We start from the raw sequence: 13,547 nt of genomic DNA, 5'->3' as shown, positions 1-13,547 counted from the left end.
CCTCAGTTCCAGGCGTGGCGCGCAGGCTTCACGCCGTTGAGCAGGTAGTTGCCGATCAGGTGGTATTTCCAGCGTGCCGGATCGTGCAGGGTGTGCGTCCGGGCGTTGCGCCAGTGACGGTCGAGGTTGTATTTGCCGAGCACCGAGCGAGTACCGGCCAGTTCGAAGAGTTTGCTGCTGGCAAGCAAGGCGATCTCGGCGGACAGCACTTTGGCCTGGGCAACCACCACCGAGGCGCGGGCAACTGTGTCTTCGTTGGGGTTGAGCAAGGCATGGTCGATTGCGCGACCGGACTTTTTGAGGATCGCTTCGGTGCCGTGGACCCGCCATTCGAGGTCGCCGATCGCAGCGATGCTGAACGGGTCCTGCCAGCCGTGATCCTGCCCGCTGTCGATCCAGGGCCGGGCTTCGCGCGCGTAGCGTTTGGTTTCTTCCAGGGCGCCGACGGCAATGCCGGTGTCCACGGCCGCCTGAATGATTTGTGAAATCGGGCCGTCGGCGGTGGGTTCGTCAAAGGCCTTGTGAGCCGGGATCACAGCACTGAGCGGAACCTTCACCGCGTTCAGGGTGACACCGCCGCTGGCCGTGGTGCGCTGGCCGAAACCGTCCCAGCTGTCGATAACGGTCAAGCCGGGAGTGTCACGCTCGATGAAGGCGATGAAAGCCTTGTTCTCTTCATTGACCGCCACCGCTGGCACGATGTGCGCGAACAAGGCGCCGGTGCAGTAGAACTTTTCGCCATCAATCTGCGCGGTGTCTTTATCGAAGCGGATACGGGTTTCAAAGGCACCGGCATTTTTACTTTTGGATTCGGAGAAGGCGTTGCCGAAACGGTAACCCTGCAGGACTTTGCCGAAGTAGTAACGCTTCTGCTCTTCGGTGGCGGTTTGCAGCAGGATGTCGAGCACGCCGAGGTGGTTTTGCGGGATCTGGCCGAGGGACGAATCGGCGGCGGAAATGATCTTGATCACCTCAGCGACGGTCACGTAGGAAACGCCGGCGCCACCGTATGCCTTGGGAACGGTGATGCCCCAGAGGCCGCTGGCGGAGAACTCGTCGAGCTCGGCGACCGGCAAGCGTCGCTCGCGATCCCGCACGCTGGCCTCGATGGCGAAGCGTGCGGCGAGCTTGTGGGCGACGGCGATGGCTTCGGCGTCCGAGCGGATCACATGGGCGGTGCGAAGGGGTTGGGCAGAGGCTGTCATGGGCCGACTCCGGGATCTGGTGAATGCACCAGAGCTTTTGCAGGAGTCGTGCCTGAAACTAAATTAATTTATTTTCAATAGGTTAAAGAATTATCCGAGAACGGCTCGCCGCTTTAAAACAGCAAAGTGTCTATCCAGTGTTGATCCGCAAACAGTTAGATCACCACATTTCGCACAAACCGCGCCGCCACCGCCCCATCGTTGCGATAGGCGTGGGGCTGGTTGCTGGCAAACATGTAGAACTCGCCGGCAGCGATCTCATGCGGTGTATCGCCCAGCATCAGCGTCAGGCAGCCTTCGAACACGTAGATCTGTTCACTCCAACCCTCGGCATCCGGTTGCGACGGGTAGATTTCCCCCGGTTGCAGGCACCATTCCCACTGTTCCACCTCACGGGTGGCGGTGGCTTTGGACAGTAAAACGGCTTTGCTGCCAGGAATCGTCCCGGCCCAGGCCACTTCGTTGATGCGACTCGGGTCGCGGGCATCCGGGGCCTGGATCAGGTCGCTGAACGCGACGTCCAACGCTTCGGCCACGCGGTCGAGGGTGGTCAGGCTGACGTTCTTCTCGCCGGCCTCGATGGCCACCAGCATCCGGCGGCTGACCCCGGATTTTTCCGCCAGCGTCGCCTGGCTCATGTCGGCGGCGTGGCGCAAGCGTCGAACGTTTAGGCTGACGTGCTGGAGGACCGAAGCCCGCTGGGTAGAATCTTTGTGCACTATATTGCTCACTTGATGGGGTTGGGCAGTATACTGCGCAACATTCGGCGCATTGTGCGTCCCCCTCAGGTAGCACGCAAGGTCATGACGTCGGTGAATACCCCTCACACTTCCCCCCGTTTCTCGCGGTTCAGCAAGGCCGAGTGCGTGCTGGTGCTGATCACCATGGTCTGGGGCGGCACCTTCTTGCTGGTGCAGCACGCGATGACGGTCAGCGGACCGATGTTCTTCGTCGGCCTGCGCTTTACCGCGGCAGCGATCATTGTTGCGCTGTTCTCCTGGCGTCATCTGCGCGAGCTGACGCTGTTCGAACTCAAGGCCGGGGCCTTTATCGGTGTGGCGATCATGCTTGGTTATGGTTTGCAGACCGTCGGGTTGCAGAGCATTCCCAGCAGTCAGTCGGCGTTTATTACCGCGTTGTACGTGCCCTTCGTGCCGTTGCTGCAATGGCTGGTGCTGGGGCGGCGTCCGGGGTTGATGCCGAGCATCGGGATCATGCTGGCGTTTACCGGGTTGATGTTGCTGTCGGGACCGGCCGGCGCTTCGTTCAATTTCAGCCCGGGTGAAATCGCCACGTTGATCAGCGCCGTGGCGATTGCGGCAGAAATCATTTTGATCAGCACCTATGCCGGCCAAGTCGATGTGCGGCGGGTGACGGTGGTGCAATTGGCGGTCACCTCGGCGCTGGCGTTTTTGATGGTGGTGCCGACTCAGGAAAGGATTCCGGACTTCTCCTGGCTGCTGTTATGCAGCGCGTTGGGCTTGGGCGCGGCCAGTGCGGCGATTCAAGTGGCGATGAACTGGGCGCAGAAGAGTGTTTCGCCGACCCGGGCGACCTTGATTTATGCCGGTGAGCCAGTGTGGGCCGGGATTGTCGGGCGGATCGCCGGGGAGCGGTTGCCGGCGATTGCGCTGGTGGGTGCGGGGTTGATTGTGGCGGCGGTGATTGTCAGTGAGTTGAAGACCAAGGGTAAGGCTGCTGCGGCTGAAGAAGAGATGGAGCGGGAAACACAGCGATAAGCCGCCATTCTGCGGTGTTTGATAGGAAGCCATCGCGGGCAAGCCCGCTCCCACAGGGTCTGAAGGTGTACATGAGTTTTGTGTACAACCACAATTCCTGTGGGAGCGGGCTTGCCCGCGATGGGGCCAGCACAGGCGAAATCGCACTTCCTGAAACAATGTGAATCAGGTTTTTTCCGTCTACCTTGTAGGATTCTGCGACAGCTTGGCGTTTGGTTATCCGGGAGCTGGCACGTATGATGCTTCACAAACTTCCGCAGATTAGAAGCCTATGTCCCTGATAGTTCTACTGCTTCTGCCTTTTATCGGAAGCTGTCTGGCAGCCTTGCTGCCGCACAACGCGCGTAACACCGAATCTTTGTTGGCTGGTCTGGTTGCCTTGATAGGCACCGTTCAGGTCGCCCTCTTGTACCCGCAAATCGCCGATGGCGGCGTGATCCGCGAAGAGTTTTTCTGGTTGCCCAGCCTTGGCCTGAACTTCGTCTTGCGCATGGACGGCTTCGCCTGGCTGTTCTCGATGCTGGTGCTGGGCATCGGCACACTGGTTTCGTTGTACGCCCGCTACTACATGTCACCTGACGATCCGGTGCCACGGTTCTTCGCGTTTTTCCTGGCGTTCATGGGCGCCATGCTCGGGCTGGTGATCTCCGGCAACCTGATCCAGATCGTGTTTTTCTGGGAGCTGACCAGCCTCTTTTCGTTCCTGTTGATCGGCTACTGGCACCACCGCGCCGATGCGCGACGCGGTGCTTATATGGCACTGATGGTCACCGGCGCAGGCGGTTTGTGTCTGCTGGCGGGGGTCATGCTGCTCGGCCATGTGGTCGGCAGCTATGACCTGGACAAGGTCCTGGCCGCCGGCGATCTGATTCGCGCACACGCCCTCTACCCTATTCTGCTACCCCTGATCCTGATCGGCGCCCTGAGCAAAAGCGCGCAATTCCCCTTCCACTTCTGGCTGCCCCACGCGATGGCGGCGCCGACACCGGTTTCGGCCTATCTGCACTCGGCGACCATGGTCAAGGCCGGGGTGTTTCTCCTCGCACGACTGTGGCCGTCGCTGTCCGGCAGTGAAGAATGGTTCTACATCGTCAGCGGCGCCGGCGCTTGCACGCTGTTGCTCGGTGCGTATTGCGCAATGTTCCAGAATGACCTCAAAGGATTGCTGGCCTACTCGACCATCAGCCACCTCGGCCTGATCACCCTGCTGCTGGGTTTGAACAGTCCGCTGGCCGCCGTGGCCGCGGTGTTCCACATTCTCAACCATGCCACGTTCAAGGCTTCGCTGTTCATGGCCGCCGGGATCATCGACCACGAAAGCGGCACCCGCGACATTCGCAAGCTCAGCGGCCTGATCAAGCTGATCCCGTTCACCGCCACCCTGGCCATGGTCGCCAGCGCCTCCATGGCCGGCGTGCCGCTGCTCAACGGCTTCCTCTCCAAAGAGATGTTCTTCGCCGAAACCGTGTTCATCAATGCCACGGCCTGGATCGAGATGACGCTGCCCATCGTCGCGACCATCGCCGGGACCTTCAGCGTTGCCTACTCGCTGCGCTTTACCGTCGACGTGTTCTTCGGCCCGACCGCCACCGACCTGCCGCACACGCCGCACGAGCCGCCCCGTTGGATGCGCGCGCCGGTGGAGTTGCTGGTATTCGCCTGTCTGGTCGTGGGGATTTTCCCGGCGCAGGTGGTCGGCCCGTTGCTGGCCGCGGCTGCCCTGCCGGTGGTGGGCGGCACTTTGCCTGAATACAGCCTGGCGATCTGGCACGGCTGGAACGCGCCGATGATCATGAGCCTGATCGCCATGTCCTGCGGCATCGTGCTTTATCTGCTGTTGCGCAATCAGCTCAAACACGGGCGTTTCAAGTACCCGCCGATCATTGGCCGGTTCAACGGCAAGCGCCTGTTCGAACGCGGCCTGGTGATCATGATGCGCCTGGCCCGTCGTCTCGAGCGGCGGATCAGCACCAAGCGCCTGCAAACCCAATTGTTCCTGGTGGTGCTCGCGGCCGTGCTGGCCGGGTTGATCCCGATGCTCCACAGCAGCCTGAGCTGGGGCGACCGGCCGAAGATTCCGGGTTCGATTGTGTTCGTGACCCTCTGGCTGCTGGCGATTGCCTGTGCCCTCGGCGCGGCATGGCAGGCCAAGTATCACCGGCTCGCGGCCCTGACCATGGTCAGCGTCTGCGGCCTGATGACCTGCATCACCTTCGTCTGGTTCTCGGCACCGGACCTGGCGCTGACGCAATTGGCCGTGGAAGTGGTGACGACAGTGTTGATCCTCCTCGGTCTGCGCTGGCTACCTCGACGGATCGAAGAGGTGTCGCCGCTGCCGAGCACCCTGCGCAAGGCGCGCATCCGCCGTATCCGTGACTTGCTGCTGTCGACCGTGGTCGGTGGCGGCATGGCGTTGCTGGCCTACGCGATGTTGACGCGCCAGACCCCGAACGACATTTCCTCGTTCTACCTCAGCCGCGCCCTGCCCGAAGGCGGCGGCAGCAACGTGGTCAACGTGATGCTGGTGGACTTCCGCGGCTTCGACACCCTCGGTGAAATCACCGTGCTGGTGGCTGTGGCCCTGACCGTATTCGCCCTGCTGCGACGCTTCCGACCTCCGAAAGAAAGCCTGCAATTGCCCGCCCAGCAACGTTTGCTGGCACCGGACGTGGTCACCGATCTGGTCAACCCGCGTCACGCCAGTGACACCGCGCTCGGCTTCATGATGGTGCCGGCGGTGCTGGTGCGTCTGCTGCTACCGATCGCATTTATCGTGTCGGTCTACCTGTTCATGCGCGGCCACAATCAACCGGGTGGCGGGTTTGTCGCGGGCCTGGTGATGTCCGTAGCGTTCATCCTGCAATACATGGTCGCCGGCACGCAGTGGGTCGAGGCACAAATGAGCCTGCGACCGCTGCGCTGGATGGGCACCGGCCTGCTGTTTGCCACGGTCACCGGGCTTGGAGCGATGGCCGTCGGGTATCCGTTCCTGACCACCCACACCTGGCATTTCGAACTGCCAGTGTTCGGTGACATTCACATCGCCAGTGCGCTGTTCTTCGACATTGGCGTGTACGCCGTGGTGGTCGGTTCGACCCTGTTGATCCTCACCGCCCTCGCCCACCAATCGGTACGGGGTCACAAAACCGCTGCCCTGCCTCGATCCGTCGCCACACAAGGAACCGTCTGATGGAAGAAGTCATCGCAATCGCCATCGGCGTGCTGGCCGCGTCCGGCGTCTGGCTGATCCTGCGGCCACGGACGTTTCAGGTGGTAATGGGCCTGTGCTTGCTGTCCTACGGCGTCAACCTGTTCATCTTCAGCATGGGCAGCCTGTTTATCGGCAAGGAGCCAATCATCAAGGACGGCGTGCCGCAGGACCTGTTGCACTACACCGACCCGCTGCCGCAAGCGCTGGTGTTGACCGCCATCGTGATCAGCTTCGCCATGACCGCGTTGTTTCTGGTGGTGCTGCTGGCTTCCCGGGGCCTGACCGGTACCGACCATGTGGATGGCCGGGAGCCTAAAGAATGAATCTGATGCCGCACCTGATCGCTGCACCGATTCTGCTGCCGCTGCTGACCGCCGCCGTGATGCTGATGCTGGGGGAGAAACACCGTCCGCTGAAGGCCAAGATCAACCTGTTATCCAGCCTGGTGGGGTTGGGCATTGCCGTGCTGTTGCTGCAATGGACTCAGGAAACGGGCGTCCCCGGCTCCATCGGCGTGTACCTGCCGGGCAACTGGCAGGTGCCGTTCGGTATCGTGCTGGTGGTCGATCGACTGTCGGCGCTGATGCTGGTGCTGACCGGGATTATCGGTGTCAGCGCCCTGCTGTTCGCCATGGCCCGTTGGGACGGCGCCGGTTCGAGTTTCCACGCGCTGTTCCAGATTCAGATGATGGGCCTGTATGGCGCGTTCCTGACGGCGGACCTGTTCAACCTGTTTGTGTTTTTTGAAGTGTTGCTGGCGGCCTCTTACGGCCTGATGCTCCACGGTTCGGGCCGGTCGCGGGTATCGGCGGGTTTGCATTACATCTCGATCAACCTGTTGGCCTCGTCACTGTTTTTGATCGGCGCGGCGTTGATCTACGGCGTCACTGGCACCCTGAACATGGCCGACCTGGCGCTGAAAATCCCGCTGGTGCCGGAAGCCGATCGCGGCCTGCTGCATGCCGGCGCGGGGATTCTGGCCGTGGCGTTCCTGGCCAAGGCCGGGATGTGGCCGCTGAACTTCTGGCTGGTGCCGGCCTATTCCGCGGCGAGCGCGCCGGTGGCGGCGATGTTCGCGATCATGACCAAGGTCGGCGTCTACACCTTGCTGCGCTTGTGGACCCTGCTGTTCTCAGGCCAGGCCGGCGCCTCGGCGTACTTTGGCGGTGACTGGCTGATCTACGGTGGCATGGCGACCATCGTCTGCGCCGCCGTGGCGATCCTCGCCGCACAACGACTGGAGCGCCTGGCCAGCCTGAGCATTCTGGTGTCGGCCGGGATTTTGCTGTCGGCCATCGGTTTCGCCCAGCCCAACCTGATCGGCGCGGCACTGTTCTATCTGGTCAGCTCGACCCTGGCGCTGAGCGCGTTGTTCCTGTTGGCCGAGTTGATCGAGCGCTCGCGTTCGGCCAATGAAATGCCGTTGTTCGATGACGGCGATCTGCCGCGCCCGTTGGAATCCTTGCAGCCGCCCAAAGGCATCAACCTCGATGACGAGCAGAAAGCCGTGGTCGGCCAGGTGATTCCCTGGACCATGGCGTTCCTCGGGTTGAGCTTCATTGCCTGCTCGCTGCTGATCATCGGCATGCCGCCGCTCTCGGGGTTCATTGGCAAACTCGGCCTGCTCAGCGCCTTGCTCAATCCGTTGGGCCTGGGCAATGGCAGCGATGAGCCGATTTCCAATGCCGCGTGGGGCTTGCTGGCGTTGCTGGTCCTCTCCGGGCTGGCGTCGTTGATCGCGTTCTCGCGCTTGGGCATCCAGCGGTTCTGGACGCCTGAAGAGCGACCGTCGCCGTTGCTGCGACGTTTCGAATGCGTGCCGATCATCGCGCTGCTGGGTTTGAGCATTGCGCTGACCTTCCAGGCTGAACCGCTGCTGCGTTACACCCAGGCGGCCGCCCAAGCCTTGAACAACCCGCAGCAATACGTGATGGCGGTGCTCGGTACCCGTGCGATTCCAAGCCCGGAAGCCAAAGCCGCGGTAGCGGAGGTCACACCATGAAGCGTCTGTTTCCGGCTCCCTGGTTGTCGCTGTCCCTGTGGCTGCTGTGGCTGGTGCTGAACCTGTCGATGAGCCCCGGCAATCTGCTGCTGGGCGCGGTGCTGGGGTTCTGCGCGCCGTTGATGATGCGCAAGCTGCGACCGCTGCCGATCCGCACTCGTCGGCCGGGCGTCATTGTGCGTTTGTTCTTTCTTGTCGGTCGCGACGTGGTGGTGTCCAACCTCGCCGTGGCCTGGGGCGTGCTCAACGCCGGTCGCCGTCCACCGCGTTCGCGCTTCATCAAAGTGCCGCTGGACTTGCGTGACGCCAATGGCCTGGCCGCGTTGTCGATGATCTGCACGGTGATTCCCGGCACCGTATGGTCGGAACTGGCGCTGGACCGCAGCATTCTGTTGCTGCACGTCTTTGATCTGGATGACGAAGCGCTGTTCATCCAGCACTTCAAGGCGACCTACGAGCGCCCCTTGATGGAGATCTTCGAATGAGCGCCTTGCTGTCGAACGCGATCCTGTTGAGCCTGTTCATCTTTTCGCTGGCGATGATTCTGACCCTGATCCGGCTGTTCAAGGGGCCGTCGGCCCAGGACCGGGTTCTGGCGCTGGATTACCTGTACATCATCGCGATGCTGATGATGCTGGCGCTGGGCATTCGTTATGCCAGTGACACTTACTTCGAGGCGGCGCTGCTGATTGCGCTGTTCGGTTTCGTCGGCTCGTTTGCCCTGGCGAAATTCCTGCTGCGTGGCGAGGTGATCGAATGAGCGCTGAACTGTCTCTGTGGGTTGAAATTCCGGTGGCGATCCTGCTGGTGCTCAGCAGCCTGTTTGCGCTGATCGGCGCCATTGGCCTGGTGCGGATGAAGGACTATTTCCAGCGCATGCACCCACCGGCGCTGGCGTCGACCTTGGGCGCCTGGTGCGTGGCGCTGGCCTCGATCATTTACTTTTCGGCACTCAAGTCCGGGCCGGTGTTGCATGCCTGGCTGATTCCGATTCTGTTGTCGATCACGGTGCCGGTGACCACGCTGTTGCTGGCGCGGGCGGCGCTGTTTCGCAAGCGCATGGCGGGGGATGATGTGCCGGCTGAGGTGAGTAGCCGGCGCACCGAGAGCGGGAGTTAGACGCCAAAAGATCTTGCTTTAGCTCAGATCCAGGCAACGGCCAACAACCCCGCCCCCAACACCACGCACAACGGCGAATAGGCCCAGGTGTCGAGCCGGGCAAATTTCGAATCCTTCACCTGTTTGAAGAACCCCATCAGATGCGAATCGCCGATCGCCCGGGCGAACATCAGCATCGCAATCGCGCTGATCACCCATTGCAGCGACCAGTGATGCACCGTCGGCAGATACAGGCCGACTCGCAAGCACACCAGCATCGCAATCAGCAGCAACCCGACCGCCACCAGCAACGTGGCAAAGCCTGAAGGCTTGAAGGCCGGCCTGGATTCCCCGCCGTCCTTCGTGGATATTCGCGGGACCGCCGCCTCGCTCCCCAACTTGCCACCTGCCGCCCAGTACAGGTGGATCAGGCTGATCAACAGGAAGATGGCAGCCATCCATTGCGCGATCAATAGGCTCATATTCGGACTTCCAGCGTGAAATGTCGCAGCAGAATGAACTTCCTTGAACGATTTTGTAAGGGTATTCGTCATCGCCCGTCACCGGCCGGGTGCGAAACCTGACCAATGAGGTGTATGCCGAGTTCAGACCCGATTCTTAGAGTTTCGCGAGCAGGCTCGCTCCTACAGGGGGACGCGATCAACTGTGGGAGCGGGCTTGCTCGCGAAAGGCGCTATCAGCCTCACCACATCATTTCAACTCGGCAGACACTTTATCCGCCACATCCTTGGGCACCCAGGCCTGCCACACGTCCGGGTGCGCCTTCATGAACGCCTGCGCCGCCTGCCGTGGCGGGGTATGTTTTTCGCTCATCTCGGCCAGCGCCCTGTTCAATGGATCGATTGGCAAATCGACCTTTGTGAAGAACTCGGCAATCTGCGGATACTGTTTCTGGAATGGCGTGGACACGCCAATGGACAGCTTCGAGGGCAGTGAGCGAGTCGGTTTCGGATTCGGGTGGTCGGCGTCGGTCAGGGTTTTCCAGGCATCGGCGTCGAACGGCGGCTCTTCGAGCTGAATCAGTTTGAAGCGGCCGAGCAACGGAGTGGGTGACCAGTAATAGAACAGCACCGGTTTGCCGCGTCGAATCGAAGAACTGATCTCCGCATCCAGCGCTGCACCGGAGCCGCTGCGGAAATTCACATAGCTGTCGTCAAGCCCATAAGCCTTGAGTTTCTGTTTGTTGACCACTTCCGACGTCCAGCCGATCGGGCTGTTGAGGAAGCGCCCCTTGCCCGGGGTTTCCGGATCGCTGAACACGCCCTTGTATTTCGGCAGGTCGCTGACACTGCGCAGGCCCGGCGCCAGCGGCTTGATGCCTTTCGCCGGGTCGCCTTTGACCACGTATTCGGGCACCCACCAGCCTTCGGTGGCGCCCTTGACCGTATCGCCGAGACTCGCGACTTTGCCTTCGGCCTCAGCCTTGACCCAGACCGGACTGCGACCGGCCCATTCTTCGCCAATGACCTGAATGTCATTGTTGGCCAGTGCGGTCTCCAGGGTGATGGTCGTCCCCGGCAAGGTATCGGTCGGCAGCCCGTAGCCCTTCTCGACGATGATCCGCAGGATATCGGTGATCAGGCTGCCGCTTTCCCAGTTCAGATCGGCGAAGTGGATCGGCGCCTGGGCAGCGAACACCGGAACGGGTGAAGCCAACAATCCGAAAGTGGCCAGGGTAGCGGCCAGCAACCGTCGAAATCCGTTCATGCTTTTGCACCTCGTGCTGTTCACAGCAATAGCAGGATGGCCTGGCAGAAGACCGCGAAGCCTCTGAATACTCAGTCAACTGACTGTAGTAGAGGTTCCTGCTTTCGAGGGAGGTCAATCAGTTTTCGGGAGGTTCCTGCAAACGCGCCAACGCTCTTCGTACCATGCTGGCGTACTCCGCCGGACGCAACGCATAGATCTGTGACGCCACCCAACTCAGCCATGCACCTTGCAAAACAGCCTTCTGGTCGAACAGCCGCTGGGCTTCAGCTTGTGCGTTGGCCTGGTTCTGTTCGTGGAAGTCGGCGCGGGTCAGGGTCATTATTCGCTGGCCTTGAAGGTGACCAGTTCCCCCTTGCGCCACTTGGCAGCCTTGCCGGTCACGGCTTTCAGGGTTTTGGTCAGGCCTTCCTGCAACTGTTGGTGAGCGGCGAACACCATCACCACGCTATGCCCTTCCTTGAACACGATCCCGTGGCCATCAGCGGTGGTGACGAAAGCGTAATCACCCAGGCCGTACACCGTCAGTTTGATTTCGCGGAACTTGATGTCCAGCTTGCCGCCTTCGCGACTGGGCAATACAGAGGCGCTGAAATGATCGCCGACCTTGAGTTTAAGCCCTGGTTTGTCATCAACCACCAGCGCCTCTTCGGTGTCGATCTCGGCAATATAAATGCCTTCAGCGTTCTGTTCGGTGATGTAAACAAAACGTGACTGGAACTGTTTAACCAGCTTTGCGCGCAAATCACCCAACACGAACAAAGCATGCATATCGAGATTACTTACTGCCAAGGAAACATCCCCACATCTGAAAATGATGCTGCACGCAGGAAAATAGCGCACAGCAGAAAAAAGCGGCAATGCCGAAGGTGTAGCCAAATGACCCGGGTTGACATCCTGAAACGAGCGGAGCGCTCATTCATCGCGAGGTTTTAGAAGACTACTGGAACAACACTCACGTCGTCTTGCCTGGTGTTCGTCAGAGGTTGAAGGAAAAAGCCCTTTCGACGGCCAGAAAAACGGGACTACCAACTTTAGGGAAAAAACTCTTTAAAAAAAGCACTTTTCCGACATATCGCCAGCAAAAAATTGCTTTAGATGAACATCGATCGCCAAACACTGACGGTGATTCTAGAGCAGCGATGCTCATCGAGACTACCCAAAACCACGTACGCACGTCGGTAAAACAACGAAAAGGACTTCATATGTGCACGCTGACACATTTTGCTCCCCCCCAGGCGCCTAACACGAACAGTTCGAGAACACTGCCCCCAGGGATGTTTCAATCGTATGAATACTACCCTGAAGAGCTTGCCCCGCCACGCTTTCAGGTCATTCTGGCCGGCAATGCCTTTTTTCATATCAAGGAAATTTCCACCGGCCGCGTCAGAGGTTTCCGCGGCAATCATAACGAAGCCTGCGCCCTTGCCCGCTCGCTCGAGTTACGCGGTTGACGGTCCCGTCACATTCAGTTCCATAGACGCTTCGTCATGCCGGCGACTTAACTCAGCCGCCGGCATGCAACTACTGCCATACTGCCCGACCAATGAAACCCGTCCCCAGGGTGGGCGGCGTTCAAAACAACAGAATATTTCAAAGGAAGGCTGCTACGTGACGGAATTTGATATCGGTGAGTTTTTTATCCGGGGCGAAGCCAGAGAAGTTGAAGGCGAATTCCAGGCAGTCATTATCATGCGCGCCAAACCACCGCTGACCACCGTGACCTATCACCAGGTCGAGAAAGATCGCTGGTTCAAGACCTCGGACGTCGCCGCCATTGCCGCCCAGGAAGCCGCCAAGGCGCTGAAACTTGCCGTCGATGAAGGCGCATTGAAAGCCTGATAGCCGGTTTGCAGTCTATGCTCTCTTCTGCTTTTGAACATCGCCATCGAACTCCTGAAGCGCGGCTCTCTCAGATGTATTGAAGCCGCCCCTCAGATCTCGCACTCGACGCGACCCGCAAGGAGATGAACATGGATTCACCGACACATGACTTGAAAGGTTTGTTCGACCAACTCGGTCTGGACTCCAGCGAGAAGGCCATCGACGATTTCATTGCCAGCCATTCACCCCTGGCCGACAACAAGAAACTCATCGATGCCGAGTTCTGGACCCCGCAGCAGGCCGGCTTCCTGAAAGAACAATTGCGTGAAGACGCGGATTGGGCGCGGGTGGTCGACGACCTGAACCTGCGTATGCATCAGATTCACTAGCCGCTGATTCCATGCAGGCTGTCGGGTGTTTCGGCGTTCAGTTGCGCCAACCAGGCAGCCCTGCACTCCTGCGCCTCTTCGCGACTTGAGAACGCCGTTCCGCGGCGTTCGCCATTGAGTAGCACCACCCAACACACGCTCTTCCCCATCGTACGCAAACTGGCAGGCACACCGCTGCCTATCATGACTGCGACATCGACTTTGCTTTGCATGTTGACCTCTCGAGTTTCATTAGCAACCTAACTATGTAGGCATGGTAATGAGTTCATCGGCGAGGAAACAGCAACGGCGCTGCACAGATTAATTGTCAGAATCGCAACAATGCCGTGACGGCTGGGTACATATCCGTTT

At 60.1% G+C, this 13,547-nt stretch carries 17 protein-coding genes; 10 read left to right on the top strand and 7 right to left on the bottom strand.

What is annotated here, in order from left to right; genetic code table 11:
* Nucleotides 1–2: 2 nt before the first annotated feature.
* Together QF010_RS19485 and QF010_RS19480 are read right to left on the bottom strand one after the other, a co-directional pair.
* Nucleotides 3–1,205, bottom strand: a complete 1,203-nt coding sequence (locus tag QF010_RS19485) for an SfnB family sulfur acquisition oxidoreductase (RefSeq protein ID WP_429509325.1) — start codon at nucleotides 1,203–1,205, stop codon at nucleotides 3–5.
* 155 nt (nucleotides 1,206–1,360) lie between these two features.
* The gene (locus QF010_RS19480; RefSeq protein WP_429533730.1) at nucleotides 1,361–1,924 is read right to left on the bottom strand and encodes a helix-turn-helix domain-containing protein; all 564 of its coding nucleotides are present in this window, start codon (nucleotides 1,922–1,924) and stop codon (nucleotides 1,361–1,363) included.
* A gap of 15 nt (nucleotides 1,925–1,939) precedes the next feature.
* On the opposite strand from QF010_RS19480, the gene QF010_RS19475 reads away from it, so the two are divergent.
* From QF010_RS19475 to QF010_RS19445, 7 genes are all read left to right on the top strand, one after another.
* Nucleotides 1,940–2,944: a DMT family transporter gene (locus QF010_RS19475; RefSeq protein ID WP_429533758.1), complete on the top strand. Its 1,005-nt coding sequence runs from the start codon at nucleotides 1,940–1,942 to the stop codon at nucleotides 2,942–2,944.
* A 271-nt stretch (nucleotides 2,945–3,215) separates the two neighbouring features.
* Nucleotides 3,216–6,134 (top strand): monovalent cation/H+ antiporter subunit A, encoded by a 2,919-nt coding sequence (locus QF010_RS19470; protein ID WP_429533729.1) that lies wholly within the window; start codon nucleotides 3,216–3,218, stop codon nucleotides 6,132–6,134.
* Nucleotides 6,134–6,478, top strand: coding sequence for a Na+/H+ antiporter subunit C (locus tag QF010_RS19465; RefSeq protein WP_007986256.1), 345 nt, complete (start codon nucleotides 6,134–6,136; stop codon nucleotides 6,476–6,478). The genes QF010_RS19470 and QF010_RS19465 overlap by 1 nt, the downstream gene beginning before the upstream one ends.
* On the top strand, nucleotides 6,475–8,157 hold the full coding sequence (locus QF010_RS19460; RefSeq protein WP_429533728.1) for a monovalent cation/H+ antiporter subunit D: 1,683 nt from the start codon (nucleotides 6,475–6,477) through the stop codon (nucleotides 8,155–8,157). The genes QF010_RS19465 and QF010_RS19460 overlap by 4 nt, the downstream gene beginning before the upstream one ends.
* On the top strand, nucleotides 8,154–8,642 hold the full coding sequence (locus QF010_RS19455) for a Na+/H+ antiporter subunit E (protein WP_033057653.1): 489 nt from the start codon (nucleotides 8,154–8,156) through the stop codon (nucleotides 8,640–8,642). The genes QF010_RS19460 and QF010_RS19455 overlap by 4 nt, the downstream gene beginning before the upstream one ends.
* On the top strand, nucleotides 8,639–8,917 hold the full coding sequence (locus QF010_RS19450) for a K+/H+ antiporter subunit F (protein ID WP_008151692.1): 279 nt from the start codon (nucleotides 8,639–8,641) through the stop codon (nucleotides 8,915–8,917). The genes QF010_RS19455 and QF010_RS19450 overlap by 4 nt, the downstream gene beginning before the upstream one ends.
* Nucleotides 8,914–9,276, top strand: coding sequence for a Na+/H+ antiporter subunit G (locus QF010_RS19445; protein WP_033057651.1), 363 nt, complete (start codon nucleotides 8,914–8,916; stop codon nucleotides 9,274–9,276). Before QF010_RS19450 ends, QF010_RS19445 begins: the two co-directional genes overlap by 4 nt.
* Before the next feature lie 23 nt (nucleotides 9,277–9,299).
* Here QF010_RS19445 and QF010_RS19440 read toward each other — a convergent pair whose 3' ends face one another.
* The 4 genes from QF010_RS19440 to QF010_RS19425 all read right to left on the bottom strand — a co-directional run bounded on the left by QF010_RS19440 (nucleotide 9,300) and on the right by QF010_RS19425 (nucleotide 11,775).
* On the bottom strand, nucleotides 9,300–9,737 hold the full coding sequence (locus QF010_RS19440) for a DUF3995 domain-containing protein (protein WP_033057650.1): 438 nt from the start codon (nucleotides 9,735–9,737) through the stop codon (nucleotides 9,300–9,302).
* 229 nt (nucleotides 9,738–9,966) lie between these two features.
* Nucleotides 9,967–10,983 (bottom strand): ABC transporter substrate-binding protein, encoded by a 1,017-nt coding sequence (locus QF010_RS19435; RefSeq protein ID WP_033057648.1) that lies wholly within the window; start codon nucleotides 10,981–10,983, stop codon nucleotides 9,967–9,969.
* Nucleotides 10,984–11,101: 118 nt separating this feature from the next.
* Nucleotides 11,102–11,305: a hypothetical protein gene (locus QF010_RS19430; protein ID WP_033057646.1), complete on the bottom strand. Its 204-nt coding sequence runs from the start codon at nucleotides 11,303–11,305 to the stop codon at nucleotides 11,102–11,104.
* Nucleotides 11,305–11,775 (bottom strand): hypothetical protein, encoded by a 471-nt coding sequence (locus QF010_RS19425; RefSeq protein ID WP_033057644.1) that lies wholly within the window; start codon nucleotides 11,773–11,775, stop codon nucleotides 11,305–11,307. Before QF010_RS19425 ends, QF010_RS19430 begins: the two co-directional genes overlap by 1 nt.
* Before the next feature lie 413 nt (nucleotides 11,776–12,188).
* On the opposite strand from QF010_RS19425, the gene QF010_RS19420 reads away from it, so the two are divergent.
* The 3 genes from QF010_RS19420 (at nucleotide 12,189) to QF010_RS19410 (ending at nucleotide 13,196) form a co-directional block, all read left to right on the top strand.
* A complete protein-coding gene (locus tag QF010_RS19420; protein ID WP_033057781.1) occupies nucleotides 12,189–12,437 on the top strand; it encodes a hypothetical protein in 249 nt (82 codons plus the stop codon).
* Nucleotides 12,438–12,594: 157 nt separating this feature from the next.
* The gene (locus QF010_RS19415; protein ID WP_033057642.1) at nucleotides 12,595–12,825 is read left to right on the top strand and encodes a hypothetical protein; all 231 of its coding nucleotides are present in this window, start codon (nucleotides 12,595–12,597) and stop codon (nucleotides 12,823–12,825) included.
* Between the two features lie 131 nt (nucleotides 12,826–12,956).
* A complete protein-coding gene (locus QF010_RS19410; protein WP_008151672.1) occupies nucleotides 12,957–13,196 on the top strand; it encodes a DUF2789 domain-containing protein in 240 nt (79 codons plus the stop codon).
* Here the strand turns inward: QF010_RS19410 and QF010_RS19405 are convergent.
* Nucleotides 13,193–13,408, bottom strand: coding sequence for a hypothetical protein (locus tag QF010_RS19405; RefSeq protein WP_033057639.1), 216 nt, complete (start codon nucleotides 13,406–13,408; stop codon nucleotides 13,193–13,195). The two genes, QF010_RS19410 and QF010_RS19405, sit on opposite strands and share 4 nt — an antisense overlap.
* Nucleotides 13,409–13,547 lie beyond the last annotated feature (139 nt).

It is taken from the genome of Pseudomonas silensiensis (assembly GCF_050434865.1).
Classification (GTDB): Bacteria; Pseudomonadota; Gammaproteobacteria; order Pseudomonadales; family Pseudomonadaceae; genus Aquipseudomonas; species Aquipseudomonas fluorescens_W.
Note: the sequence above shows the minus strand (reverse complement) of the source record. Positions and strands in the feature narration are given on the sequence as shown.